The organism is Streptomyces sp. NPDC002825 (assembly GCF_040295385.1).
GTDB lineage: Bacteria > Actinomycetota > Actinomycetes > Streptomycetales > Streptomycetaceae > Streptomyces.
Window position 1 is genome coordinate 64,387 of sequence record NZ_JBEOVH010000020.1, and the last position, 26,026, is coordinate 90,412.

General features: G+C 73.3%; 20 protein-coding genes, 1 tRNA gene and 2 pseudogenes. 2 read left to right on the plus strand and 21 right to left on the minus strand.

The window, feature by feature from the left end; genetic code table 11:
- Positions 1 to 20: 20 nt before the first annotated feature.
- The 13 genes and pseudogenes from ABT041_RS24185 to ABT041_RS24245 all read right to left on the minus strand — a co-directional run bounded on the left by ABT041_RS24185 (position 21) and on the right by ABT041_RS24245 (position 17,356).
- Positions 21 to 2,606 carry a VWA domain-containing protein gene (locus tag ABT041_RS24185; RefSeq protein ID WP_351187691.1) on the minus strand — a complete coding sequence of 862 codons (2,586 nt, stop codon included), beginning with the start codon at positions 2,604 to 2,606 and terminating at the stop codon, positions 21 to 23.
- Complete coding sequence (locus tag ABT041_RS24190; protein ID WP_351187693.1) at positions 2,603 to 3,127, minus strand: Pycsar system effector family protein; 525 nt, start codon at positions 3,125 to 3,127, stop codon at positions 2,603 to 2,605. The genes ABT041_RS24185 and ABT041_RS24190 overlap by 4 nt, the downstream gene beginning before the upstream one ends.
- Entirely contained in the window at positions 3,124 to 4,815 is a 1,692-nt protein-coding gene (locus tag ABT041_RS24195) for a hypothetical protein (protein WP_351187695.1), read from the minus strand. The genes ABT041_RS24190 and ABT041_RS24195 overlap by 4 nt, the downstream gene beginning before the upstream one ends.
- The gene (locus ABT041_RS24200) at positions 4,812 to 7,241 is read right to left on the minus strand and encodes a hypothetical protein (protein ID WP_351187697.1); all 2,430 of its coding nucleotides are present in this window, start codon (positions 7,239 to 7,241) and stop codon (positions 4,812 to 4,814) included. The genes ABT041_RS24195 and ABT041_RS24200 overlap by 4 nt, the downstream gene beginning before the upstream one ends.
- Positions 7,238 to 8,062 carry a nucleotidyl cyclase domain-containing protein gene (locus ABT041_RS24205; protein WP_351187699.1) on the minus strand — a complete coding sequence of 275 codons (825 nt, stop codon included), beginning with the start codon at positions 8,060 to 8,062 and terminating at the stop codon, positions 7,238 to 7,240. Before ABT041_RS24205 ends, ABT041_RS24200 begins: the two co-directional genes overlap by 4 nt.
- 80 nt (positions 8,063 to 8,142) lie before the next feature.
- A complete protein-coding gene (locus ABT041_RS24210) occupies positions 8,143 to 8,868 on the minus strand; it encodes a Crp/Fnr family transcriptional regulator (RefSeq protein WP_351187701.1) in 726 nt (241 codons plus the stop codon).
- A 1,044-nt stretch (positions 8,869 to 9,912) separates the two neighbouring features.
- Positions 9,913 to 12,474, minus strand: coding sequence for a polynucleotide kinase-phosphatase (locus tag ABT041_RS24215; RefSeq protein WP_351187702.1), 2,562 nt, complete (start codon positions 12,472 to 12,474; stop codon positions 9,913 to 9,915).
- Positions 12,471 to 13,934 (minus strand): 3' terminal RNA ribose 2'-O-methyltransferase Hen1, encoded by a 1,464-nt coding sequence (locus ABT041_RS24220; protein ID WP_351187704.1) that lies wholly within the window; start codon positions 13,932 to 13,934, stop codon positions 12,471 to 12,473. The genes ABT041_RS24215 and ABT041_RS24220 overlap by 4 nt, the downstream gene beginning before the upstream one ends.
- Positions 13,935 to 14,079: 145 nt before the next feature.
- Positions 14,080 to 15,003: a homocysteine S-methyltransferase gene (gene mmuM / locus ABT041_RS24225; RefSeq protein ID WP_351187706.1), complete on the minus strand. Its 924-nt coding sequence runs from the start codon at positions 15,001 to 15,003 to the stop codon at positions 14,080 to 14,082.
- A 14-nt stretch (positions 15,004 to 15,017) separates the two neighbouring features.
- Positions 15,018 to 15,817 (minus strand): annotated as a pseudogene (locus tag ABT041_RS24230) (TIGR03560 family F420-dependent LLM class oxidoreductase).
- Positions 15,818 to 16,005: 188 nt separating this feature from the next.
- A complete protein-coding gene (locus ABT041_RS24235; protein ID WP_351187708.1) occupies positions 16,006 to 16,416 on the minus strand; it encodes a hypothetical protein in 411 nt (136 codons plus the stop codon).
- A 470-nt stretch (positions 16,417 to 16,886) separates the two neighbouring features.
- Positions 16,887 to 17,141, minus strand: a complete 255-nt coding sequence (locus tag ABT041_RS24240; protein ID WP_351187710.1) for a hypothetical protein — start codon at positions 17,139 to 17,141, stop codon at positions 16,887 to 16,889.
- A gap of 143 nt (positions 17,142 to 17,284) precedes the next feature.
- Positions 17,285 to 17,356, minus strand: a tRNA-Pro gene (locus ABT041_RS24245).
- 191 nt (positions 17,357 to 17,547) lie between these two features.
- On the opposite strand from ABT041_RS24245, the gene ABT041_RS24250 reads away from it, so the two are divergent.
- Positions 17,548 to 17,754 carry a hypothetical protein gene (locus ABT041_RS24250; RefSeq protein WP_351187712.1) on the plus strand — a complete coding sequence of 69 codons (207 nt, stop codon included), beginning with the start codon at positions 17,548 to 17,550 and terminating at the stop codon, positions 17,752 to 17,754.
- A 336-nt stretch (positions 17,755 to 18,090) separates the two neighbouring features.
- Here the strand turns inward: ABT041_RS24250 and ABT041_RS24255 are convergent, their stop codons facing one another.
- Both ABT041_RS24255 and ABT041_RS24260 read right to left on the minus strand, forming a co-directional pair.
- Entirely contained in the window at positions 18,091 to 19,482 is a 1,392-nt protein-coding gene (locus ABT041_RS24255; protein ID WP_351187713.1) for a recombinase family protein, read from the minus strand.
- Between the two features lie 37 nt (positions 19,483 to 19,519).
- Positions 19,520 to 19,624, minus strand: a pseudogene (locus ABT041_RS24260) (LLM class F420-dependent oxidoreductase); the annotation flags it as partial.
- Between the two features lie 245 nt (positions 19,625 to 19,869).
- Here ABT041_RS24260 and ABT041_RS24265 point away from each other — a divergent pair.
- Entirely contained in the window at positions 19,870 to 20,109 is a 240-nt protein-coding gene (locus ABT041_RS24265; protein ID WP_351187715.1) for a hypothetical protein, read from the plus strand.
- 458 nt (positions 20,110 to 20,567) lie between these two features.
- On the opposite strand, the gene ABT041_RS24270 is transcribed toward ABT041_RS24265, so the two are convergent.
- The 6 genes from ABT041_RS24270 to ABT041_RS24295 form a co-directional block, all read right to left on the minus strand.
- Complete coding sequence (locus ABT041_RS24270; RefSeq protein WP_351187717.1) at positions 20,568 to 21,056, minus strand: DUF6099 family protein; 489 nt, start codon at positions 21,054 to 21,056, stop codon at positions 20,568 to 20,570.
- Positions 21,057 to 21,182: 126 nt separating this feature from the next.
- Positions 21,183 to 21,578, minus strand: coding sequence for a nucleotide pyrophosphohydrolase (locus ABT041_RS24275; RefSeq protein WP_351187822.1), 396 nt, complete (start codon positions 21,576 to 21,578; stop codon positions 21,183 to 21,185).
- An 11-nt stretch (positions 21,579 to 21,589) separates the two neighbouring features.
- On the minus strand, positions 21,590 to 22,822 hold the full coding sequence (locus tag ABT041_RS24280) for an AAA family ATPase (RefSeq protein WP_502976585.1): 1,233 nt from the start codon (positions 22,820 to 22,822) through the stop codon (positions 21,590 to 21,592).
- 442 nt (positions 22,823 to 23,264) lie between these two features.
- Complete coding sequence (locus ABT041_RS24285) at positions 23,265 to 23,696, minus strand: cell division protein SepF (RefSeq protein WP_351187719.1); 432 nt, start codon at positions 23,694 to 23,696, stop codon at positions 23,265 to 23,267.
- A gap of 84 nt (positions 23,697 to 23,780) precedes the next feature.
- A complete protein-coding gene (locus ABT041_RS24290; RefSeq protein WP_351187721.1) occupies positions 23,781 to 24,278 on the minus strand; it encodes a PaaI family thioesterase in 498 nt (165 codons plus the stop codon).
- Entirely contained in the window at positions 24,275 to 25,513 is a 1,239-nt protein-coding gene (locus ABT041_RS24295; RefSeq protein ID WP_351187723.1) for an aminotransferase-like domain-containing protein, read from the minus strand. The genes ABT041_RS24290 and ABT041_RS24295 overlap by 4 nt, the downstream gene beginning before the upstream one ends.
- Between the last annotated feature and the right edge of the window lie 513 nt (positions 25,514 to 26,026).

The window sequence follows — 26,026 nt, forward strand, 5'->3', positions numbered from 1 at the left end:
GGTCTCTCCTCGGTGCCCGTTCAGAAGTTCACGTCGTAGGTGTCGGACCCGCCGGATCCGGGCGCGCCGGAGGAGGAGCCGGGACCGGCGCCCGATCCCGCACCGGGGCCGGTGCCGAGGTCGGTGCCGAGGCCGTCGCCGAAGTCGGTGCCGGGGTCCGTGCCGGGTCCGGTGTCGCCGCGTCCGGTGCCGGGGCGTCCGGTGCCGGGGCCGGGTCGCCGGGGGGTACGGGTCCTCCGCGGGGTCGGCACGCGCCCGCCCTGCACGACGAGTTCGTACTCGCCGAGACCGATCGGCTCGCCCGGCCTGACCGGCACCTGACCGGCGCCACGGGGGCGCAGCAGCATCTCGCCCGAGCCGTTGCGGCGCAGCACGTGGGCGGTGGAGGCGGCGGAGCCGCGGACCGGGCGGAGCATCGGGGAACCCCCGTACGGCTCGTCGACGGTGAAGGCGAAGGTCCCGTTCTGGCTCTGCCCCTTGCGGATCTTCAGCACGAACAGGGACCGGTCGTCGTCGAACAGTTCCAGCCTGACCCCGGTGAGGTCGCGGCGGCGGCTGCGGGCGATGAGCCGGATGCCGGTGAGGACGGCGAGGACGAGGACGAGGGCGGCGCCACCGGTGACGGCCTTCCACCAGCGGTCCCACCAGGTGGGCGGTGCGACCACGAGGACGTCCAGGAAGGCGGTGTCGAGGACGGCGTCGCCGTCGCCGGTGTCCACGACGGCGACCTGGCCGCCGAGTTCACCGAGCGCGGTGCCGGGGGCGAGGGTGACGGTGAAGGGGATGCGGGTGCTCTTGCCCGCGGGGGCGGTGACCGGCGTCGGGGCGAGGGTGAGTTCGGTGCCGGGCGTCTGGTCCTGGAGGGCCAGCCGCAGGGTGTGCGGCGCGGAGTCGTTGTTGGTGACGTCGAGGGTGCCGCGGACGGTGCCGCCGGGGTGCACGGTGGCGCGGTCCACGAGGAGCCCCGCGGTCAGCACCGGTACGTCCGGGCCGCGCCGGGCGTGCACCGGGCGCCGGTCGGAGGTGATGCCGGGCGCCGCCATGCGCGTGACGAGCTCCAGGTCGCCGGTGGCCCCGGTGGGCAGCGTGAAGGTGCCGGTGAAGCGGACGTCACCGGCCTTCGCGTCGGGGGCCCGCCCGTCGTCGGCGAGCTTGAAGGTGAAGGGCGCGAAGCCCGCGCCGGAGACCTCGGCCGAGGCCGTGAGACCGGCCAGCTGCTTCGGGTCGGTGATGACGACGCCGCGCCGTGTCTGCATCCGCACCTGCACGGTGACCTTCTCGCCCGCGCGCGGGGACGCCGGGTCGAGGGTGACGTCGGAGCGGAGGCGGCCCTGCCAGATGGCCCGGACGGCGACCTCCCGGTCGCGGTGGCCCTCCGGCGCCTCGATGTGCACGCGCCAACGGCCGGGCAGCGGGTCCTTCACGCGCAGCGCCTCGACCGGCCCGTCCTGGCCGCTCACCTCGAAGGTCGAGCCGTCGAACTCGCCCCGCACGGGCACCTTGCGGCCCGCCGGGTCGAAGTAGGTGACCCGCACCTTCGGGTCGTGCTTGGCGACCGTGAGGGAGCCGTCGGTGGCGATCGGCGGGATGACCACGGTCAGGTCGGCGGGCGGCTTCCCGACGGTGCCCTCGGCGATCCGGGCGCAGCGGGCGGCGGCGAAGGTCTCCTGGAGCGCCCTGTCGATCCCGGCGGAGGTGCCGACGACCCGCATGCGGGGGACGGAGCCGGGGATGTCGGAGCAGGCGCCCCGATAGCCGCCCTCGGCCATCGCGGTGAGCGCGGAGCGGTCGATCTCGCTGCCGAAGCCGAGCGGCCAGATCTGCACGCCGGCCGCGCGGGCGCGGGCGAGTTCCTCGGTGAGCCGCCGTGCGCCGTTGGACTGGCGGGTGTCCCGGTCGGTTCCGTACTCGGGGCTGTCGGCGACGTCCAGCTTGCCGTCGGTGAGCAGGAAGACGACCTTGGGGACCGCGGGCTTCTTCGCCGTACCGGAAGCGGCCTCGGTGAGGCGGGTGACGGCCTGCCGGATGGCGGCCGGGAAGTCGGTGCCGGGTCCCATGCGGGCGGCGTCGCGGCGGCCCAGCTCCTGGACGCACCTGCTGAGCGTCTCGCGGCCGGCCGCGTCGGCGACGGTGAGCGGGCAGACGTCGCGCACGGGCGACTGGCCGGGCTTCTCGGAGCTGCCGAAGCCGATGACGGTGGCCCGGGACCGCTCCGATATCTCGCCCTGGCTGAGCAGCGCGGCGGCCTCGGTCTCGCGCGCCAGGTCCTTCTCGGCGAGGCTCGCGGACTGGTCGACGACGACGGCGAAGTCGAGCGGGTCGGGCCCTTCGGCGGGGTCGGCGACCGTACGGGCGGTGCCGCCGGCCCCGGCGGCGGACGCGAGGGCCGTACGGAGGCTTCCGGGGGTCCCGGCGGCGGACGCGAGGGCCGTACGGAGGCTTCCGGGAGTCCCGGCGGCGGTGAGGCCCGTACGGGGCACGCCTGCGGCCCCGGCCATGGCCGCGCCCGAGGCGGTGGGGGCCCCGAGCGGGCCGGAGAGCGCGAGGAGCGCCCCGGCGAGGAGCAGGGCGCTCCCCTTGGTGTTCCACTGCATCTTCTCTCTCACCACAGTTCGCTGAAGAGGGCCAGGAGGGCGCCGAGCACGAGCGCGAGCACGCCCAGGCGCAGCCACCGGTACTTCGCCGCGAGCACGAGCCCGTGCACACCGGCCTGTTCGAGGAGCCAGTCGGTGGCGTCCCTGCCGGACGCGCCGAGGCGTTCCCGCAGCGCGGGCGCGGACGGACCGGCCGTCAGCTCGCGCAGGAGCGTGCGGTCCGCGCCGATCCGGGTGCGCGGCAGGACCACCGAGACGAGCATCAGGACCCCGGCCGTCCAGAGCGCGCCCGCCGCGAGCAGGAACGCGAGTCCGGTGCCGGCCGTGGGCAGCGGGGCGCGGTCCCCGGAGAACACGACGGCGAGGAAGGCGAGGGCGCCGGAGAGCAGGATCGCGGCCTTGGTGTCGGCCCGGCCGATGTCCTCCCGGACGGTGGCGAGGAGCCGCTCGGCCATGAACCGCAGCTCGGCGGGGGGTACGGGGACGGGTACCGGCACCGGGACGGGTACGGGGGCGGGGTCCGGGGCGCTCATTCGTCGTCCCAGTCGTCGAAGTCGGAGCTGGGCCGTGCGGGCCGGGCGGGCCGGCGCGGCAGATCGCGGCCCTCGCGGTCGTAGGGGTCGTCGCGGTCGTACCGGTCGTTCCGCTCGTACGCGTCCGGCTCGTACCGGTCGCGGCCGTCGTCGAACCGGTCGTCACGACGGGCTCGGGACCTCCCCCGCTCCCGCTCCGAGCCCGACTCGACACGGGTCGGTTCGTAGACCCGGGGGTCGCGCGGAGCCTCGCCGTGGTCCTCGTCCCGGGTCCCGCGCCGGACATCCCGGTGGTCCGCGTCCCGGGGGTCCTCGCGCCGGACGCCCCGGTGGTCCTCGTCCCGGGGTCCGCGCCGGGCGTCCCGGTGCTCCTCGTCCCAGTCCGGCTCGCTCGGCTCCGGGGTGCCCTCCTCCAGGGCGCGGCGGCGCCTCGGGGCGTCGCCCGAGGGGTTCAGGACCCGGTCGGTGATGCCGCCGAGGACGCCGCCGGTCTGGGACCGCAGGTACATGAGCACCTGGTACATCTGCTCGCCGATGTCGTGCCGTTCGAGGACACCGGTGTCCAGGAGCCGGCTGAAGACCCGCAGGTAGTCCTCCTGGCCCTCGCGCCGTTCCTGCTGGAGCTGGGTGCGGATCTCCCACTGCTTGTCGGGGTGCATCGCCATGTGGTGGGCGATCTGGGCCAGGTCGCCGCGCCGGAAGAGAGCTTCCAGTTCGCGGGCGCGCTCGGCGACCAGGGCGCGGTCCGCCGCCTCCCTGCGCCGCTCGGCCTCGGCCTCGCGCTCGTCGGCCTCCATGGTGACGCCGACGATGTCCCGGCGGGAGACCTCGGCCTTGACGGAGTCGTCGAGGTCGATGAAGACGAGGACCCTGGTCCGCAGCCCGATGTCCCGGCCGAAGCTGAGGCGACCGGCGGCGAGTTCCTCGCGGACGGCCTCGTCGGCGCGGTGCGCCTCGGTGATCCGGAACCGGCGGGAGAGCCTGCGCAGCCCGTCGAGCAGTTCGTCGTGGAGCAGTTCGGCGACGTCCTCGACCTGTTCCTGGACGACGAGGTGCGGGTCGGTCACCACCCACTGGACCTTGGCGACGGCGTCGAAGAAGACGCCGTCCCCTGCGGCCGGCAGCTGGAGCCGGAACTCGGTGACGTTGCGGCCGAGCCGGACCTCGAAGACCGTGTACGGGTACCCGAACAGGGGCTTGTTGACGTCCTCGGTGCGGTCCGGCCAGACCACCCGGTGCCCGCCGTTGCGGTAGAGGAGGACGGCGGCGACCTTGCCGCTGCGCCGGCGGTACGGGGGCGCGTACTCGCCGATGAGGGGGCCGCGCGGCCGTCCGGAGGCGGATCCGCCGGTGGCCGCCGCGTGCCGGCGCCCCGCACCGCGCGACTGCTCGGCCTCGTCCTCCCGTACGCCGTCGAGGTCGAGCTCCGGGTCCTCGTCCCCGTCGCGGCCGCCGGAGTGCTGCCCGCCGTTCTGCCGCTCGTACGGCCGGCGCTCGTACCGCTCGTCGTAGCGCTCCCGCTCCCGCCGGTCCCGCTCCTCGTACCGCTCCCGGCCGTCGCGTCCCTGGTACTGCTGCCGCTCCCGGCCGTCCCGTTCGTCGTACCGTTCGCGCTCGTCGCGGTCCCGCTCGTACCGGCGCGCCCGCTCGTCCGGCCGCGCGTTCCTGTTCTGCTCGGGCCCGGTCATCGGTTCGCTCCTTCCGTCACGGCGTCCCACATCCGGCGCGCCGCGCTTCTGTCCAGGGGCCGGTCACGGTCCCGGACGAGTTCGTTCAGCAGTCCCCTGAGCCGGTCCCGGTCGCGGCGGTCCACCGCGAGGCGCGGCAGGAAGGCGCGGACGTGCCCGAGCGCCTCGGGGTCCTTCGCGGCCCGCCGGAGCAGGCCGCCGAGGGCTTCGAGGGCCGCCTCTCCGGAGCGGGCCGTGGCGAGCGTGTGCCGCAGCAGCCGCGCGAGCTCGGGCGCGAGCCCGGGGCGGGTCGCGAGGAGCGTGACGAGCAGGGGGCGGGCCGCGTGCTCGTCGAGTTCGGGCACCTCGCGCAGGCCCCACAGATGGGTGGTCCGGGTGCTCAGCGCGCGGATGACGGCGAGGTGGACCAGGTTGGCGAGGTTGAGCCGGCCGTCGTCGAGCCACTGGTGGAGCCGGTGCAGCACGGGCTCGGGTTCTCCGGAGGCGAGCAGCCGGGCCACGCTGAAGGAGGCGGGCACGAGGACGTCGATGTCGGTCGCCTCGCGGGTCCTGACGACCCGGGCGAGGGCGTCGAGCGAGCCGGGGACGCTGCCGGCGGCGAGGACGTAGCCGTGGGCGAGCAGCGCCGTCCGGACGAGGGTGTCCTCGCCGGAGGAGGCCCAGTCCTTGAGCACGGCGGCGACCGCCGGCCGGACGCGCGGGTCGCGCGCGGCCTCGGCGAGGGCGGTCGCGGCGGCCATCCGGGCCCGGGGCTCGTCGGTCACCGCCAGCGGCACCACCAGCTCGCGGAAGCCGTGGATCCAGTCCCAGGAGCAGAGCACGCCGGCGGCGACGGAGGCGCGCACCCACACCTCGGGGCGCGGGTCGTCGCACAGGGCGCGCAGCCAGCGGGCCACCGGGCCGCGGACGTTGTGGTAGCCGTGCCAGATCTCGCCGAGGACGGCGGCGGCGAGCGCCTCGCCCTGGAAGCGGACGGCCCGTACGGGCACCTTGGCGGGGCCGAGGTCCAGCTCGCCGTCCTCCAGGACGGCCCGGGCCTGCACGGGCCGGTGCTCGGCGTGGGTGCCGAACAGGCGCCGCCCGGGGGCGTGGTCGGGGTCGAGGGTGACGGCGAGCTCCCAGGCGAGGAGCTCGGCGGCCTCGGCGGCGAGGCTGTACGCGGAGCCGTCGAAGACGGCCACGGCGATGCGGAACGCGCCGGCGTTCAGGACGGGCAGCGCCTCCGGGAGCGCGCCGGGGCGGTCGGCGCCGGCGAACCACTCGCGGGCCTGCGAGCGGACGAAGCTGGCGCACTCGGCGAGGAGTTGCTCGTCCGTCATCTCGCCGCGCCAGTGCCGGGCGAGGTGGTCGGCGAGCCGGGCGGCCTCGCGGGGCCGCAGCTCCTCCAGGCCGAGGGCCCGGACGACGTCCGGGCGCCGGGCACGCGCGCGTGCGGCGCCGAGGGCCCCGTCGGGCTCGGCGCGCAGCAGGTGCCAGAGGTGGCGGTGGAGGACCTCGTCGGCGGGCGGGGGCGCGCAGTACATCCCGTACCGGCCGCGGAGGAGACGGTCGGCGAGCTCCCCGTTCTCGACGAGGACGACGCCGTACGCGTCGCGGCCGCGCAGCAGTTCGCCGAAGCGGTCGAGGTGCAGCTCGGAGAGGCGGGTGGCCGGGCGGCGGGCGCCGGTGCCGTGCTCGACGCGACCGGTGCGGGCGGGACGCGGCTCGCTCTCGGTGCGGACGTCCTCGGTGAGCAGCTCCAGGAGGTGGCCGCCGCTCTCCTGGAGGGCGTCCTCGGTGATCTCGTCGACGCCGTGCCGGGGGTCGAGGCGGAAGACCTTTCCGCCGGTGAGCTCGTCGAGGAGGGCGAGCGCGGTGGCCTTGCGGCCGCTGCCGGGTTCGCCGCAGAGCACGAGGACCCGGTGGTCGCGGAGCCGGTCCCGCATCCGGGCGTATCCGGCGGTCGCGCAGTACACCCGGCCGAGGTGGTCGAGCGTCTCGGGCGGCACGGGGCCCTGGACGAAGAGGGAGCGGTCGGAGCCGTAGAGGGCGAAGATCTGGTTGCCCTCGAAGACGGTGCCGTCGCCGTGGATGGTGGTCAGCCGGTCGGCCCCGCCGCCCGCCCAGGTGCGGACGGCGCGGAGCGCGGTGGCGGCGCCGCCGGTGTCGCTCTCGCCGCCGAGGGGCCCCCGGTCGGCGGCGTCGAAGACGCTCGGCTCGCGGGCCTGGTCGCCGGCGGAGTCGCCGCGGTCGCGGTCGCGGTCGGCGCGGTCACGGTCCCGGTCGCCGCGGTCGCCGCCCCGGCCTCCGCGGTCACCTCCTCGGTCGCTGCCTCGGTCGTGGGAGTCGCCCCGGCCGCCTCCGTCACCCCGGTCACCCCGGTCGTCCCGGTCGTGGCCGGAGTCGGGGGTGTCGTGGCCGCCGGCCGGCTCGTCCTCGTCGCTCACCGCTGTTCACCCGCCCCCGTGTCCGCGGCCGGGCCCTTGCGGATGCCGGTGAAGTCCCCGTGGATGGTGTTCCCGTGGACGTCGAGCAGGTCTCCCCCGACGTGGTACGTACGGTGGCCGCCCCCGGTACCGGGCGTCGGGCCTTCACCGGTCCGGGGCGTTGGGCCGTCCCCCCGCGACGGCCCAACGCCGGTCCGTGCCCCCCCCTCGGACGCGTTCAGCGGCGGGGCGGTGCTGCGCGGTACGTGGAACCACGCGGTCTCGTCGGTCTCCTTGGACCGGACGCGGGCCGGGCGATAGTGGGTCGGTTCGACATAGCGCCCGCCCTCGGCGACCACGTTCCCGTACAGCCAGTCCGAGACGACGACGAGGAGGTCGACCTCGGGGCTCCCGGTCATGATCCGTTTGGCGGGGGCGCTGTCGCAGAGCCGGGCGGCGAGGTCCACGGCCCGTCCGACGAGCCCGTGGGCGTCCTGGGCGACGAGCCCGGCGTTCATGCCGATCCGCAGCCGCAGACGCCGGTCGCGGCCGGTGTTGTGGGTGCGCAGGCTCTCGTAGAGGGTGTCGATCCATCGTCCGACCATGAGGGTCGGCGGCACGTCGGGGCGCAGGGCGGCGAGGATGCCGTCCCCCCGGTCCTCCTGGTGGAAGGTGCCGGGTTCGACGCCGACGGAGCCGTACGCCTCGTCGAAGGCGGCGTACATCGCGGCCCGGTGCAGCTCTTTCTCGGCCATGCCCAGGGTTCCGGAGCCCACGATGTCGCCGAACACGACGAACCGGTGGATCCCGCCCGCTACCCCGTTCACTTCCGCACTGCTCACTCTCGGACTCCCTGTGTGTGGTGCCGTGGTGGTGCGCGTGTTTCAGACTGGCCGCCTTCCGCGGCCGGCGATGTAGCCGTTTACACACCCGGCGGAGATTCGTCCGCCGGGTTTCCGCCGGGGCGTGCGCGCCCCTGCGCGAGCAGCACCAGGACCCGCATGTCGATGACGACGACGGTGCGGTTCGCGGTGCGGACGACGTCCTGTTCCCGGAGCAGGCGCAGGGCCTTGGCGACCGCCTCCCGGGTGGCTCCGATGGCCGCCGCCAGGTCGTGCTGGGGCAGCGGGAGGTCGAGTACGGTGCCGCCGTCGGCCCGGCGTCCGGCGCGCTCGGCCAGTTCGACGAGGCGGGCGGCGAGGCGCTGGAGGACGGTCTCGGAGGCGAGCGCGCGGCGTTCGACGTCGGCGCTGCGCAGCCGGGTGGCGAGCTGGCGCATGATCAGCGCGGTGGCGTGCGGGCGGGCGGCGAGGAAGCGCCGGAACCGGTCGCCGGAGACGGCCACGGCCTCGACGGTGCCGAGGGCGGTGACGCTGGCGCTGCGCGGGCCCCGGTCGACGGCGGCGAGGTCGCCGACGACCTCGCCGGCCCCGCGCAGGGCGAGGATGAGCCGGGAGCCGCGCTCGGTGCCGACGGAGACGACGGACCAGCCGGAGAGCAGCGCGAGGACGTAGGCGCTGGTGTCGCGTTCGCGGATCATCACCTCCCCGGGTTCGTAGACGCGCTTGGCGCCTTCGGCGAGCAGCGACCGCCGGTCGGACGCGGGGAGGGCGTGGAGGAAGGAGCGGTCCTGACCGAAGAGACTCATCGCCGCTCACCCCCGTACCGTCCGGCGGGCCCTCCGGGGAAGACCGTCCGCCGGTGGCCGACCGGCGTGTTCGCGTGTGTGTTCCCACCTCATGTGACGTGCTGCGCCACACAATTGACGCTGTGTCACGTCATGGGGTGAAGAACGCTAGAGGGTGCGGAAGAAACGCGTCAACGAGCACGGGGGGCGCAGGGGAGCGCCACCGCGGGCCCCCCTGCGCCCCCGGCGGGGCGACTTTCCCGTGTGACGGGCGCCACATGCGGTGGCGTGCCGCGTGAAGCAGCGTTTTGCGGCGGGGATGCCGTCTGGGGGTGGAGGGGACGAGAGAGCCCGTCTGCTCCGGTCCCGGTGGCCGGAGGCTGGTGTTGTTCGATCCCCAGGAGGTACGGATGACTTCCGTCGGTTCGCGCGGGCGGAAGCGCGGATGGCCGGCCGTTGTCGCAAGTGCTGCGGTACTCGTGACGGGCGCGGGGGTGGCGGTCGCCTCGTCCGTCAGCGCGTCGCCGGTGTCGGCGGCACCCGCCGTCGCGCCCCTCCGGGCCGCCTCCACGGCCGGTGCCGTGCAGGTGGTCGCGCCGGGTGAGCGGATCGCAACCGCCGGCGGCACTCTGTGGCTCACGACGAAGGGCCTGAACGTGGCTGCCCCGAAGTCTTCGGGGGCCGACAAGCCGGTCGTCCTGCGGGTCGCCGACGTCCTTCCCGGGAAGGTGTCCACGATCGCCGGTGGCGACGCCGCCGGCGTGCTGTGGGCGGGCATCTACCGCGGCCCCGGGAAGCCCGCCAGGGTCACCCTTTCCACGGCGGGCCGGAGCACGAGCGCCCACATCGTCACCCTGCCCGGCCGCCCTGGACGGGTCGCGTTCCACACGGACGACACACCGGTCGGCAGCACGGACGACCTCACCCTCACCGTCCAGGATGCCGACGGCGCGATCTGGCGTCACCGGCCAAGCCCGGCGAGGACTGAACCGGCCTCCGCGGTCCGGCAGACGCGACTCGGCGGCGGCCGGGGCGCGGGACACGCGCCCCGGCCGCCGCCGAGGGTCAGAGCCTCGGGTCGACCGGCTCCGACTCCAGGGCGAGGACCGCGAAGACGGCCTCGTGGATCCGCCAGAGCGGTTCGCCCTCGGCCAGGCGGTCGAGGGCTTCCAGGCCGAGTGCGTACTCGCGCAGGGCGAGCGAGCGCTTGTGGCCGAGGAAGCGCTGCCGCAGCCGGTCCAGGTTCTCCGGGCGGGTGTACTCGGGGCCGTAGATGATCCGCAGGTACTCCCGGCCGCGCACCTTCACGCCCGGCTGCCCGAGGCGGCCGTTCGCGTCCCGCACCAGCGCCGCGAGCGGCTTGACGACCATGCCTTCGCCGCCCGCGCCCGTCAGCTCCAGCCACCAGTCGGTGCCGGCGCGGACCGAGGCCTCGTCGCCGGTGTCGACGACGAGCCGGCGGGTGACCTGGAGCAGCCCGGTCGGGTCGTGCTCGACGAGCCGGTCGAGCCACGCGAGCTGCTCGTCGTGCGGCACGGCGGCGAGCGAGCGCCCGCCCGCCGCGAGCAGCTGGAAGGGCGCGAACCGCACTCCCTCGAGCCCCTGGGTCGGCCAGCAGTAGCGGCGGTACGCCTCGGTGAACGCCGCCGCGTCCACCGCACGCTCCCGCTGCTTCGCGAGCAGCCCGTCGACCCCCTCGATCCCGCGCGCCACCGCCCGCTCCAGGGCGTCGACCGCGCCGGGGAAGACGGCACCGGAGGCCGCGCCGACCGCCGCGTACTGCGCGCGCAGCAGCCCGGCCGACTTGAGCGACCACGGCATCAGCTCCCCGTCGAGCAGCAGGAAGTCCCCCGCGCCGGAGGCGCTGTCCGATGCGGCGAGCTCGTCCCAGAGCCCGGCCGCGCCGATCGCGGTCCGCAGCCGGCCGAGGACCTCCTCGGTGACCTCGGGGTCGTCGAAGAAGGGCCGTCCGGTACGGGTGTGCAGCGCGCCCGTCACCCCGCTCACGCCGAAGCGCTCACGGGCCGCGTCGGCGTCCCGGCAGACCAGGGCCACCGCGCGGGAGCCCATGTGCTTCTCCTCGCACACGACCCGCTCGACGCCGTCCGCCCGGTACTGGGCGAAGGCCTCGGCCGGGTGCTCCAGGAAGCCCTCCTCCTTCGAGGTGGCGACCGGCGCCATGGTCGGCGGCAGGTAGGCGAGCAGCCGCGGGTCGACCGCGAACCGGCTCATGACCTCCAGGGCCGCCGCGGCGTTCTCCTCGCGCACCGCGACGTTCCCGCCGTGGCGGGTCTCCACGGTCCGCCGCCCGTGCACGTCCGCCAGGTCCAGGGGGCGTCCCTGGTGCCCGCCGGGCGCCTCGGTGGCGAGCGGCCGCGTCGGCTCGTACCAGACGCGCTCGGCCGGTACGTCGACGAGCTCGCGCTCCGGCCAGCGCAGCGCGGTCATCTTCCCGCCGAACACGGCGCCCGTGTCGAGGCAGATCGTGTTGTTGATCCAGGAGGTGTTCGGCACGGGCGTGTGCCCGTACACGACGGTGGCCCGCCCCCGGTACTCCTCCGCCCACGGGTAACGCACCGGCAGCCCGAACTCGTCGGTCTCGCCCGTGGTGTCCCCGTACAGCGCGTGCGAACGCACCCGCCCGGAGGTCCGGCCGTGGTACTTCTCCGGCAGACCCGCGTGGCAGACGACGAGGTTCCCGCCGTCGAGCACGTAGTGGCTGACGAGCCCCTCGATGAACCGGCCGACCTCCGCCCGGAACTCCTCGCTCTCCCGCCCCAGCTGCTCGATGGTCTCGGCCAGGCCGTGCGTCTCCTGCACCTTGCGGCCCTTGAGCCACCGGCCGAGCTTGTTCTCGTGGTTGCCGGGCACGCACAGGGCGTCGCCCGCCGCGACCATCGCCATGACCCGGCGCAGGACGCCCGGCGAGTCCGGGCCCCGGTCGACGAGGTCGCCGACGAAGACGGCCGTCCGCCCGTCGGGGTGGTGTCCGTCGACGTAGCCGAGCTTCGCGAGCAGGGTCTCCAGCTCGGAGCGGCAGCCGTGGACGTCGCCGATGATGTCGAAGGGGCCGGTGAGGTGCCGCAGGTCGTTGAAGCGGCGCTCCAGCACGACCTCGGCGGCGTCGACCTCCGCCACGGACCGCAGCACGTGCACCTTGCGGAAGCCCTCGCGCTCCAGCCCGCGCAGCGAGCGGCGCAGCTCGCGCCGGTGGCGCTGGATGACGTGCGCGGGCATGTCCGCCCGGTCGGGCCGGGCGGCGTTCCGGGTGCGGCACACCTCCTCGGGCAGGTCGAGGACGATCGCGACCGGCAGCACGTCGTGGGCCCTGGCCAGCTGGACGAGCTGACGGCGCGCCTCCTGCTGCACGTTGGTGGCGTCGACGACGGTCAGCCGGCCGGCCGCGAGGCGCTTGCCCGCGATGTAGTGGAGGACGTCGAAGGCGTCCCGGCTGGCGGACTGGTCGTTCTCGTCGTCGGCGACGAGCCCCCGGCAGAAGTCGGAGGAGACGATCTCCGTCGGCTTGAAGTGGCGCCGGGCGAAGGTGGACTTGCCGGAACCGGTGGCACCGACGAGCACCACGAGGGACAGGTCGGTGACGGGCAGGGTGCGGGTCTCGGTGGTCATCTCGGTCCCTCCTTCTCGGTGTCGGTACGGCTGAAGACGGCCATCTGGGTCGGCGGCCCGACCTCCGGGTCGTCGGGTCCCACGGGGGTGAAGTCGACCCCGTACCCGAACTGCGCGGCCACACCGGCCGCCCAGTCCCGGAACTCCTCCCGGGTCCATTCGAAGCGGTGGTCGCCGTGCCGGACGTGTCCGGCCGGGAGCGACTCCCAGCGCACGTTGTACTCGACGTTCGGCGTGGTCACGACGACCGTCCGGGGCCGTGCCGAGCCGAACACCGCGAATTCCAGGGCCGGCAGCCTCGGCAGGTCCAGGTGCTCGATCACCTCGCTGAGCACGGCCGCGTCGTAGCCGGCCAGCCGCTTGTCGGTGTACGCGAGGGAGCCCTGCGTCAGCTTCACGCGGGCGGCCTGCCGCTCCCCCATCCTGTCCAGGCGCAGCCGACGCGCGGCGACGCCCAGGGCCCGCGCGGACACGTCGACACCGACGATCTCGGTGAAGCGCGGGTCCTTGAGCAGGGCCTGCACCAACTGCCCCTGCCCGCAGCCCAGGTCGAGCACGCGAGCCGCGCCGGCGTCCTTCAGTACGGCGAGGATCGCCTCGCGCCGCTGCTCGGCGAGCGGCACCGGACGCTCCTCCGTGTCGGCCGTCTCGTCGACGGCGTTGTCGACGTCCTCGACGTCGAGGCCCTCGGCCTCGGCGAGCCGGACCAGTTCGAGCCGTTCCGTCGCCGCCCTCGCCAGGCCCCAACGACGCGAGAGGTAGCGGGCGGTGATCAGCTTCCGCTCGGGGTGACCGGCGAGCCAGCCGTCACCGGCGCGCAGCAGCTTGTCGACCTCGTCGGGCGCGACCCAGTAGTGCTTGGCGTCGTCGAGCACGGGCAGCAGGACGTACAGGTGGTTGAGGGCGTCCGCGAGCCGCAGCTCGCCCTCCAGGACCAGCCGCACGTACCGCGAGTCGCCCCACTCGGGGAACTCCCCGTCGAGCGGCACCGGTTCGGCGTCCACCGTGTCCCAGCCCAGCGGCCCGAAGAGCGCCCGCACCAGCTCCGCGCCGCCCCGGGCGGGGAGCGCGGGGACCTCGACGCGCAGCGGCATGGGCGCGGCGGCCCGCTCGGGCATCGCCTTGCACTCGCCGTGCAGCGCGGTCTTGAAGACCTTCGCGAGCGCGACCGCGAGCAGCGAGGACGCCGCGTACGGACGGTCGTTCACGTACTGCGCGAGCGCCGAGTCCGGGGCGCCGCCCCGGCCCTTGCCCTTGCCGCGGCGCACCAGCGCCACGGGGTCCACCTCCAGGAGGAGTGCCGCGGTGCACCGCTCGTCGCTCGCCTCGGGGTAGAGGACGTGCGCCGTGCCGTGCGAGGTCGAGAACGCCTGCGCCCGCTCGGGATGCTTGTGCAGCAGAAAGCCGAGATCGGTCGCGGGTCGCTCCGGGTTGCCGGTCGTACTGATCGTCAGGAACACACCTTCGAGTATGGTTCGCCCCTCCCCGCCCCACCAGGCATTTTCGTCACGGCCGACCCCGGGCCACGGCTGCGTCCGGTCCCGGCCGGGCCGGGGCCGGCCGACGCCGGGGCGCGGCCGCTGGACCGCGCCCGTCCCGCGGGGCTCACGCGGTGTCGGCGTCTCCCTTCGTCGCCAGGGTCTCGGCGAGGGCACCGATGGTGGTCGGGCCGACTCGACAGCAGCCGCCGATGAGCCGGGCGCCCGCCGCGGACCATTCGAGGGCCCGTCCCGGGTCGAAGGCCATGTCCCCGCTCCAGCCCCGCGCCCGGGCGTCCCACCGTTCCCCGCTGTTCGGATAGACCACGGCCGGCTTCCCGGTCACGGCCACGGCGAGCTCCACGGCCTCCCCCGCTTCGGCCGGGTCGCAGCAGTTCACCCCGACCGCCAGGACCTGCTCGTTCCCCGCGGCGACCGCGAAGGCCTCCGCCAGGTCCTGCCCGGCCCGGGTCCGCCCGCCCTCGACGGTGTACGAGAGCCACACCGGCACCCCGCACCCCGCGGCCGCCCTCAGCAGCGCCTCCGCCTCCTCCGCGTCCGGAACGGTCTCCAGGGCCAGGACGTCCGGCGCCGCCGCCGCGAGCACCTCGATCCGCGGCCGGTGGAAGCTTTCCAGCGCTCCGACGGACAGCCCGTACCGTCCCCGGTACTCACTGCCGTCCGCGAGCATCGCCCCGTACGGCCCCACGGACGCGGCGACCCACACCTCCTCCGGCACCGCCTCCGCCGCCGCCCGGGCCAGCTCCACGCTCCGGGCGAGCAGCCCCGCCGCCTCCTCCCGGCTCGCGCCCCGCCGTGCGAAGCCCTCGAACGTGGCCTGGTAGCTGGAGGTGATCAGCACCCGCGCACCGGCCCTCACATAGGCCGCGTGGGCGGCCTCGATCTGCTCGGGCCCGTCGGCGAGGAGCCGCGCGGACCAGAGCGCGTCGGAGAGGTCGCAGCCCTGCGCCTCCAGCTGGTTGGACAGCCCGCCGTCGAGGACGAGCGCCCCCGCCCCGAGGGCTTCGGCGAAAGCACGGCCCGGTCTCATCGGTTCTCCTCCGCTCATCCCAGCTGCGACTGGACGCGGTCGGAGATCAGCTCCAGATGGTCCAGGTCCGCCAGGTCCAGGACCTGGAGGTAGGCCCGGGAGGACCCGATCGCCGCGTACCGTCCGAGCTTGTCGACGACCTCGGCGGGCGAGCCGGCGAGCCCGTTCGCCCTGAGCTCGTCCACGTCCCGGCCGATCGCGGCGGCCCGGCGGGCCACCTCGGCGTCGTCCTTGCCGACGCAGACCACCAGCGCGTTCGAGTACACCAGGTCGCCCGCCGGCCGCCCTGCCGCCTCCGCGGCGGCCCGCACCCGGCCGAACTGCCGCTCGCTGTCCTCCACGGAGGCGAACGGGATGCTGAACTCGTCCGCGTACCGCGCGGCAAGGCGCGGCGTGCGGCTCGCGCCGTGCCCGCCGATCAGGACCGGGACCCTGGACTGGGCCGGCTTGGGCAGCGCGGGCGAGTCACTGAGCCGGTAGTACTCGCCGTCGAAGCTGAAGGTCTTCCCGATCTCCGTCTCCCACAGACCGGTGACGATCGCCAGCTGCTCCTCGAGACGGCCGAACCTCTCCTTCGGGAAGGGGATGCCGTACGCCGTGTGCTCCTCCTCGAACCAGCCCGCGCCCAGGCCCAGTTCGATCCGGCCGCCGGACATCCGGTCCACCTGGGCGACCTGGATGGCGAGGACTCCGGGGAGCCGGAAGGCACCGGCCGTCATCAGCGTGCCGAGCCGGATCCTCTTCGTCTCCCGCGCCAGGCCCGCCAGGGTGATCCAGGCGTCCGTCGGGCCGGGCAGCCCGTCGCCGGACCCATGCTGAGGTAGTGGTCGGAGCGAAGAAGGATGCATGTTGCTACCTACCTTGTATACGGGCTCTGACCTGCGGCTACTTCATCCTCGCACGCAAAAGCCCCGGTCGCCCTCCACGGGGGACAAGGACGACCGGGGCAGTCGGAGGGCCAGACGCCTTGCAGTTCAGGCAGCACCGCGCGAGCCTGCTTCATCAGGTCTTCATCGTCGAGGACGCGCAGGGCGCTTCCGTGACGGTCTCGTCAGACAGGAACCGGAAGCGCCCTGTGTGCACCTGACGGTGGCCGTAGATGGCGTCCTTCGGTGACGCTGTGGCCTCGATCTCCAGCCCCCACTTGGCTTCGTACAGATCCAGAGATCCGGGCTTGGCCACGGTCCGCGCGCTCCACGCAGTGCAAAGTGCCCACCCAAGCCCGGCCGCAAGTACCGGCCCCAGCGGGATGGCCATAAGAATGGCCATCTGGATCCCGAGGGACATCAGCGCGGACTGGGCACCGGTCGTGTCGATATCGACATCGAGGTCCACCTCCGTCGCGTCGGTGGCCGGAATCTCGGCGCGGATCTCCGCAAGTGCTGCGCGGGCGGTGGCAGTGTCCGCCCTCACGGCAATGTTCGGGTGCGACGCCCGAGCCGTCCAAGCTACGCGTCAATCGCGCGGATCTCAGTCTCAGCAGCAGTACCGTCTACGTCGCTGCCGACCCGCCTTCCTGCCAGCATCTCCATGCGGGCGCGAAGGCGTGCGAGTTCGGCATCCACCCCACTGTCGGAGAGACGGACCTCCAGGCGGGGCATGGCGCGGAAAGCCGCTTCGAGCCTTGTCCGCAGCGAGCGAGCGAAGGCACCACCCGTGTCCGAGCCCTGTCGGCTCGCCTGTCGCTGCGCAGCCTGCCCGCCGGCGCTGATTGCCTGCGGAAGGGCAGCCGAGACCTGTCGGACGATGGCGTCGCCCCAAGGCGAAGGGCTTCGGCGGTTCGTCAGCCTCACGTTCCGCCGGCGGGAGTCTGATCTCCCCGGCGCGTGAGCGTCAGAGCTTGATCGGCGTGAGCGTCAGCTCCGCGTGGTCGACGTCGATGTTCATCCGGCCGCCGCACTCGTCCGCGGGAAACGGACCGAAGATCTTCGTTCCCCCGTCACGAGGGACGCGGTACGCGACGTCACGGCCTGGCCGTCAACCTTCTTCGCGAACCTGAAGGTGATCGTGCGGGCGACCGTACTGCCCGTGTTCTTGATCAGGATCACGGTGTGGCCATCGTTGACCATGACGTGGTTGTTCGTCGCGTCTCCCGGGGTCGACGTCAGGACGACGCCGGCGCGGGTGGGGGTCGTCACGGGCACTGCTAGATTCCTCGGGCGAGCACGTGGACTCAATGATGTGATCGAGTTCCTCCGCCGGGCCGGGTGGCTCGACGAGGAGGAATGGCCGCCCATCGACTGGCGCGGCGGGGCCCTGGGGTGTGGACGTGGCCACTGAGTCGGAACGGCAGGGATCGAACCTGCGTCATCCAGCTGCCAAAGCCGGCGCTCTGCCGCTGAACTACGTTCCGTTGCAATGGCGTTACCACTTGCGATAGCGTCTGCGCGTAGGGAGACCATTCAGCAAGGAGCCTCATCGCATGACGCGTCGACGCCTGTTGCGGGCTTTCTAAGCCCCCGCAGTGCGTACCTGGCAGGCACATTCCGTAGGAGGAGTGTGTCCGCAGCCAGAGCGTCTGTGCTGAAGCTTAGAAAGGTTGTAATGTCTCCCGCTTCCTCGCCCTGCGCCCACCCGGGCCGTGATCTGACGATCGTCGCGCTCAGTGCCATCATCGCTGCACTGTCCGCCGTCATCGTCGTCATAACGTTCAAGGGTTCGCCGCTCGACGCCTTCAAGGCGTGCGGTGGCGCGTTCCTCGCAGTCCTCGCCGCGGGTCTCGGCGTCCTCCAGTACCTCAAGCGCAGTTAGGGACGTCGGGGGCGGTCCGTGTGGCCGCCCCTCTCGGCGTCCAGCGCCACAAACCAAGGGGTCTTCCTCGTCCGCCAGGGTCGCCCGGCAGGAAGTCTTGGAACGTCCGGGGCCGCTCAACCGCGCTCCACCCGGAGGAGAGGTCGGGGGAGCGCAGGAGCGGCGCCGGACGTCGGGAGGGAGCGGGAGCCGCGCTACTCGCCGGCGTCGCCTGATCTTCCCCCTACGTTAGTCATTTGGGGCGTGTTACGCGTTAACTATCATGGTCCGCCCCCCCCCGGAGGCGGGGCCCAAACCGCCAAACTAACCCTCCTTTTCCATTTCTCTTAACGCGTGTTAGAGAAATTCGAGCTCTTCGGCCGGCTTCACCCACACGACATCGAGCCGCGTGTCCGTCCGCTCTCGCGTCGTTCCCCGCTTGGTCGTGACAGGCGCGACGGTGATGTGGTCGACGAAGACGTCCAGGAACGCCCGCCGCTCGTCGACGTCCCGGCGCGACCAGATGCCGCCGGGCCCAAACGGGTCCCCGTCGCCGTGCTCTGTCCACTCGTCGAGTGGCAGCCGTGTGGACACCACTGAGGCGGCCGACAGCTCCGCAATGCGCTCCACGCAGCGCTCCTCGTGATCGGCGTACTTGCTCATGGTCTCCGCGAACGCACGGCGCGCTGGGGGCCCCTCGTAGGACTCGCGGTCCTCCGCACGCTCCTTGATGCTCTGTTGCACATGCGCCAACCGGGCTTCCTGTTCGGCGAGCTCCTCCGCGGCTTCCGGGTCAGCTCCTTGCTTCGCGAACCGCGCGCCGGCGACTGCGAGGAGTTCGACGCCGTCCGGGTCGGACGGGTCCAGAGCCGACAGGCGGGCCCACACGCGCTCAGCGATGATCTGATCCGTCTCCGTCTGCGGCGTCCGCAGTACGTGACGAGGAACGCTCCCTACAGCCCGGCGCAGGTTGCACACGTATGTGCCGTCGATGTTGGAGACCGTCATGCCCGTGTCGCACTTCGCGCACCGCAGCTTCCCCCAAGAGCCGAGGAAGGTACGCTCTCCGGTCCAGCACCCCGGCCGCGGCCGGAGCTCGACAGCGTCAGCCGGCGTCGACTGCGGGCCAGTCGGTTCGGCGCTGCGGTCTCCCGGGGAGAGGACACGGATCGTCAAGCCGTCGACCTGAGTTGCGTCCGCCTTGAATCCGAACGGCACGGGGCCCGACGAGTGCGAGCCGCGCGATTTCAACTGTGCGAATGCGTCACGAATGAACTTGCTCTTGTTCTTCGACTCCTGATGCGCGAGTCCGGCGATGAGGGCGAAAAACGCGACGCCAAACGGATTGTCGTCGCTCGTGTTGATGAAAGGCTCCTGCGTCGACACGAGCGCCACGCCGTGCTTTGCAGGCTCCTGTTGGATCTTGAGTGCCTCCGCGGCTCCCTGCCGCGTCAACCGGGACAGCATGTAGATCACGACGGCGTCAAACTTCTTGGCCTTCGCGTCCTCCATGAGACGCTCAAAGCCAGGGCGAATGACGTCAGGGTCATACCCTGAGAGCCCGACATCCGAGTAATCGGTGTCGATGTGCGTCCAGTTGTCCTGCGAACGGATGTAGGCGACGGACTTGTCCCGCTGCATCTTCGGAGACGCCTGACTGTCCGTCTCGCTCTTGTGGCTCTGCCGCTCTAGGTGACGGCCCTGATCATGCCTTCTGCCCCTGTCCCCAGGGTCACGAGCTCCATGCATGGATCCTAGGAGCTCACTTGGCAGTAACGACACGCTTCCGAGAGAAGGCGTCAAAGCCGAGCTCCTCGATGGCCCGGGCCACCGTGAGGAGGGTGTCGTAGTCGGCCCCCTGCTGGGGTTCGGTGAAGATGCGAAGATCCATACCTCCATCCTGCACCGTCGGGTGCGTGTCAACCTCGTCGTCAGCTCTCCGTCCACACCGGCTCGGTCGGGTGAATATCCGGCCCCCTGGCGGGCGGCGTCCGCCCTGGCCAGTGACCGGGGCCCGGCACCCGTCGTTGGCTCGGGCGGAGCCGGACCGCCCGGCCCGCGTGCCGGCGGCCGCTGCCGGTGCGTCTCTCTCACGGCCCCGTCCTCGGCGGCGGGGCCCGGGCCGAGGAGGCCGCCATGTCCCAGGAAGCCGCGCCGGAGCGGGCCGTGCCCGAGCAGCAGGGCGCCGGCGCCCCCAAGGGCCTGCTCCAGCAGATGGAGGAGCTGATGGCGGCGCTCTCCGCCGACCTCTCCCAGCTGGACGCCGACCTCCAGTCCACCTCCGACCGCCTCGCCCCGGAACCCGGGTCGCAGCAGGAGCCCGAGCCCGAGCCACAGCGCTCCGACGCCCATCACCGCGACCCCGGACAGCACTGACCCGAGCACCAAGGCCCTGGACTCCAGGGCTTCGGCCGGCACCGACCCGAACGCCACGGCCCTGCACACGGCGGTCCCGAAGAGCACCGCTCCGAGCACCAGGCCCCCGACCAGTACGGCCGCAGCTTGCAACGCCCCGCCCGGAAACACTCCGGGCGGCACGACCTCGGTCGGGGCGGCTCCGGCCGCCACGGCTCCGGCCCGGCCGGCACGCCCCCGGGCGGCACGGCCCTGGCCGGCACGGCCCTGGCCGGTACCACCCCGGGCGGCATAGCCCCGGGCCGCACCACCCCGGGCGACACCCCCCCCGAGCCGCACCACCCCGGGCGGCGCGGCCCCGGTCGGACCCATCCCCGGCCGCGCCACCCCGGGCAGCGATCCTTCGGTCGGCGAGCCTCCGGTCGGCGATCCCCCACCCGACCCCGCCCCGAGCCGGACCGGTTCCTCCCCCCGCGCCCCTACCACGACGACCCCCGTCCCGGGCCCGCTCGGCCCCGGGCGGGGTCGGGTGGGCGGGCGCGGTCCCCGTCCCGCACCGCGAGGCGTCGCAGCATCCCACGCACCCGGTCGCTCGACTCGTCGGCCGCGTCGATGGCCTCGATGCACTGCCAGTAGAGCCCCTCCTCGTCGGTGGCGCAGGCCACGCCCACGAGCGCGATCCCCACCTCCCCGAGCAGCTCCCCGAGCGCGGTCAACGCCCCGCTCGGGTCCGCGACTTCGGTCAGCTGGGCCGCACGCGGCCCACCCGCACCCCAGGTCGGGTACTCCCCGATCTCGCTCAGCCCCCGCGCCTCGCCCCGCAGCTCCATCGGTCCACAGAGCGCGAGGTGACTGCCTATCGCCTGGGCGAGCGCCTGGGCCTGCCAGGCCTCCGCCACGATGTCCTGTGCTGTCCCGCTCTCCGCCAGTGCGTGCCGGCCGAGCGCGATGAGTCGCTCCGCTTCCATCAACGCCGCCCCCGTTCGTACGACTTACTGCCCACTCACTCCACTACCCAGAGTGAGGCCGCCTGAGCCCCAACACCAGAGGAATTCGGAAATCTGTGGACAGGAAGCCTGACGGGGAAAAGTCGATCACTCCGAAGAGTGACGATCCTCCTTCGTGGCGCCGCCCTCACCCCCTCCGTCCCGCCTCCGGACGGGAAATCGGACCTCGTTCCGGTCGATCTTGGCCGCGAGGGCCGCCAGCGGATCGACCCCGACCACCTGACAGAACTGGAGGAGGTAGGCGAGCACGTCCGCCACCTCGTCGGCGACCCGGTGCGCCGCCTCCGGGTCGTCCATCACCCGCTCGGCCTGCTCGGGCGTCAACCACTGGAAGATCTCCAGGAGTTCGGCCGCCTCCACGCTCAGGGCCGCCACCAGGTTCTTGGGCGTGTGGTAGGGCTGCCAGTCCCGCGCCGCCGCGAACTCGGCCAGCCTGCGCTGCAGCCCCGCCACGTCGTGGCCCACCGGGCCACCGCCCCTCATGTCGTCGTTCGTCACCCGCCCAGGTCTACCACCGTCACCCCGGGCGTCCGGCGCGCCTCCTCCGCCGCCCGTTCGCCGACCGTGCCCGCCACCCGGATGTGGCCGTCGGCGGCGATGCCCGTCGCGAGCCGCAGCAGCTCCCCCACCTGCCTTCCGTCGAGGCCCCGGTCCAGGCCGTCGGTGAGCAGCGTCAGGCTCTGCATGGCGTCCGGGACTTCGGCGATCCGGTCCATCTCCAGGACCCCGGGCCCGGTGAGCAGGGTGAGCGCGAGGGCCAGGTAACGGAGTTCGCCGTCGCCGAGCCGGCCGAGCGGCGTCGCGGGCCGGCCGCCGCGCTCCAGGACCGCTCGGACGGTCCCCTCCGGGAGTTCCTGGACGCCGACACCGGTGACAGGACCCGTACAGCCCGCCCCGGCCACAGCCGCGAGGCGGTGGTGGCGGCGCGGGCAGTCCGTGTGGGTGCGGTGCAGGACCTCGGCGAGGTTGTCGCAGCCGCGCCGCAGCCGCCCCTCGCCCGGCGGCACCGGGGCTCGCATCCCCTCGGGCCGTGGGTCGCAGGCGAAGGCCGACCGCAGCCCGATGACCACCTGCTCGGCGGCGGCCAGGACCTCCCGCTGCCCCCTGGTCTTGCCCGCGACCCGCAGCGGCAGGAGCGCCGTTCCGAGCAGATCGTCGGGGAACGGGGCACGGGTGACGGGAGTGGCACCCGCCGTGTGCCACTCGGCCTGGACGGCGCTCCGGCCGGGGTCGCGGAGCGCGGTGGCGAGCAGGGTGCGGCCCCGGCCGGTGAGCCGTTCACCGACGATCCGGAGCTGGGGCTCGGCCTGCACGGCGAGGTCCAGGTGGACAGGGCCCTCGGGTCCGTCCACCGTGCAGCCGATCCGGAAACCGCGCCTGCCCTCCGCATCCGGCCGGGCGCGCTCGGGGACGCAGTCGGCGGCGTCGGGGAACACCTCGTCGAGCGTGTCGCCCGCGACGAGCCTGGCCAGGGCCTCGTACGCGCGCAGGGTGGTGGACTTGCCGCTGCCGCTGGGTCCGGTGAAGAGGGTGACCGGTCCGAGGGCGTGGACGGCGGACCGGTGCCCCGCGAAGGCGGACAGCCGCAGCTCGGTGACGGCGGGCCGGGCGAGACGCTGCCCGCCGCCCCCGACCTCCGCGGCGACCGGGCCCCGCGCCTCGGGGACGGAGGCACGGGACCCGGAAGCGCCGATCCCGGAACCGCGCGGCACGGCCGCGCGCTGCACGGAACCAAGCGCACCGGAACCAACTGCACCCGAACCGCGCGCACCCACAGCACGCACGACGGGCGAGGAGCCAACCGGGGCAGTACCGACAGAGTCAGTACGGACAGAGCCGGTACGGACGGAGTCTGTACCGACAGAGTCATGGCCGACAGGGCCAGTACTGCCTGGAGCGGTTTCGGCTCGAGCGGTACCGACAGCGTCATGACCAGCGGGGGAACTGCTCGCCGGGGCACTCCTGCCGGAGTCGGCACTGGCTGGGGTACTGCCGCCGGCGTCGGTACCGGCAGAGCCGACACCGATCGGAGCAGAGCGAGCTGAGGAAGGAACGACGTCGGAAGCGGGCATGTCTGACGTGCGGGCGAGCGTGGAGCCGCCGGTGAGGTCCATGCCCGGACCGTACGCAGATCATTCCCTGACGAACCGTTACGGCGAGATGACCTTCCTACGATCGGGGGACGCCGGCGGCCCGGCCGCCCACGACGTCTTCCTCGTCCTCGCCCTCCGCGCCCTCGACCTCCGTGCCCGCGGGGGCCAGCAGGAAGACGTTCCGGTCGACGCGGTGCATCCCGCTGCCGAGGCCGAAGACCACGCCGCTGCTGAAGTCGAGGATCCGCTTGGCGACCTCGGTGTCGGCGCTCGTCAGGTCGAGGAGCACCGGAATCTGGGCGATGAGGTACTCGGCGACCTCACGGGCGTCGGCGAAGACCTGCACGCGGAGCACGACCATGCGGCGCTGCTCGGCGGTTTCGTACTGCTCGGGGATCGTGCGGTGGTCGACCCTGGACGGCCATTCGTCACGGCCGCGCAGGGGCACGACCTGGGCGAGGCCCTCCCACTGCTCGTCGGTGACGTCGTACCTCTCGTACCTACTCATGGGCCCATCCTCCCGCTCCTCACCCGTTCGGCCCAACAACGACACGAGGTGATGGCCGGGTGGCGGTCGGCGGACGGCCCGGTGTCAGCCGCTGCGCCGGGCCGCGTCCGCAGGCGGGACGGAGTACGTCACGGTGGCGGAGGCCGCCAGATCGCCTGCCTCGTCGCTGAGTTCGGCGAGGACCACGCAGAGGCGGCGGCCGAACTTGGCCATGCGCGCGTGGGTGCGGAGCAGCCCGGGCCGGGGGCGGTTGAGGTAGCTGATCTGGAGCGAGGTGGTGAGCGCCATCGGAGTGACGCGGCCGAGCCGGGCGTTGATCAGGAGGAAGGCGGCGAGGTCGACGAGACCGGCCTGTTCGGGACCGGAGATCGTGCCGCCGGGCCGGGTACGGAGCCGGGCGCCGTCCGCCTCCATGAGCAGGTGCGTCCCGCTCGCGTCGGTGACGCGGCAGGCCGCGTAGTCCGGGAACTGCCGCTGGACGAGCGCGTTGAGCTCGTCCGGCGACAGCGTGCCGGAAGCCACGGAGGAGGCGGCCGGAGCCGGAACGTCCACCTGCCGTATCGGGCCCCCGGCGTCCCTCATCGGACGAAGCTCTTCGCCAGCCGGCGGAGCCCCTCCCCGATCTCGTCGGCCGAGTGCGTCGTGAACGACAGCCGCATCGCGGCCGGGTCGGGTTCGCCGCAGAAGAACGGTGCCCCCGGAACGTACGCCACCTCGTGGCCGACGGCGGTCCTCAGGAGGGCCGTCGCGTCGTGGCCCGCGGGCAGGGTCACCCAGATGAACATGCCGCCCTCCGGCCTGTTCCAGCGGCTGCCCTCGGGCAGTGCGGCCGGCAGGCCCTCGAGCATCGCGTCCCGGCGCTCCTGGTAGGCGGCGCGCATCACCGCGACGTGCGCGTCGAGGTCGCTGTCGCGCAGATAGCGCGCGGCGGCGGCCTGGTCGATGGTCGAGGTGTGCAGGTCGGCGGCCTGCTTGGCGATCACGCAGGCGCGGCGCAGCCCGGCGGGGGCGCGCAGGTAGCCGAGGCGGAGGCCGGGGGCCATCACCTTGGAGAAGGAGCCGAGCAGGACGGTGCGGTCGGCGGCCACGGGGTCGGCGGCGATGGCGGGGACGCGCTCGCCGTCGTAGCGCAGCTCGCCGTACGGGTCGTCCTCGACGATCCAGAACCCGTGCCGCGCGGCGGCCTCGGCGACGGCGTGGCGGCGCTCGGCGGGGAGCGTGCGGCCGGTGGGGTTCTGGAAGGTGGGGACGATGTAGAGGAGGGTGGCCTTCTCGCGGGCCGCGATCTCCTCCAGCGCCTCCGGGAGGATGCCCTGGTCGTCGGTGGGCACCGGCACGACGCGGGCGCCCGCGAAGCCGAAGGTCTGCAGGGCGGCGAGGTAGCAGGGGTCCTCGACGAGGACCACGCTGCCGGGTTCGACGAGGGCGGTGGTGAGGAGCGTGAGCGCCTGCTGCGAGCCGGTGGTGACGAGCAGGTCGTCGGCGTCCGTGGGCAGTTCGCGCGCGGTGAGCCGGGCGGCGATGGCGGCGCGCAGCTCGGGGTCGCCCTCGGTCGTCGAGTACTGGAGGGCCGCCTGCGGGTTCTCCGTGAGGACCCGGTCGTAGGCCGCGCGGATCCCGGCGATGTCGAACAGCTCGGGGGCGGGCAGGCCTCCGGCGAACGAGATCACCTCGGGCCGTGCCGTGAGCGCCAGGATCTCCCGTACCGGCGACGAGCCGACGTTGGCCAGCCGGGAGGCGGTGGCCGGCGCGGGCGCGGTGGGGGTGGAGGAGGGGGAGGGGGTGGCGTTCGCGGGCGCGGAGGCGGCAGAAAGCATGGCGCCAGCATATAGAGATTCAAGACGGTGTCCAGGTCGTTCGATTCCCGCCCGGCGTGGCCGAGTTGACACTCTTCGGGGCTCTCGCAAGGTGAATTCCAGGCCTGATTCGGGTCTGATCCGGCCACTCTGCGGACCGTGGAAATCCGGCCGCGGGCGGCGAATTCGGATGATCGCCCTCCCCTGCCTTTCTCGCTGGTCGACACCGGAGAGAAAGGTCGGGACGATCTCGCTCCGCCTTGTCCGACGCGCCGCGAAGGGTTCTTGATCCGGTTCTCCGTACGGCGTGAACGGCTCGGGGAAATCGGCCATTCCGGTCCTCGGTGTCATTGATGGACCGGCCGTCCCGTGGATAGCGTTCGAACGCTCCACCACCGTGATGTCCGCGTTCTCGACCGTGATGTCCGCGTTCTCCACCGTGATGTCCGCGGTCCGAAGAACGACGTTCGCGGTCTCCGGCGCGGCGTCCGCGGTCTCCGCCGCGAGGGCGGCGGTCTTTCGGGTCGAAGTCGA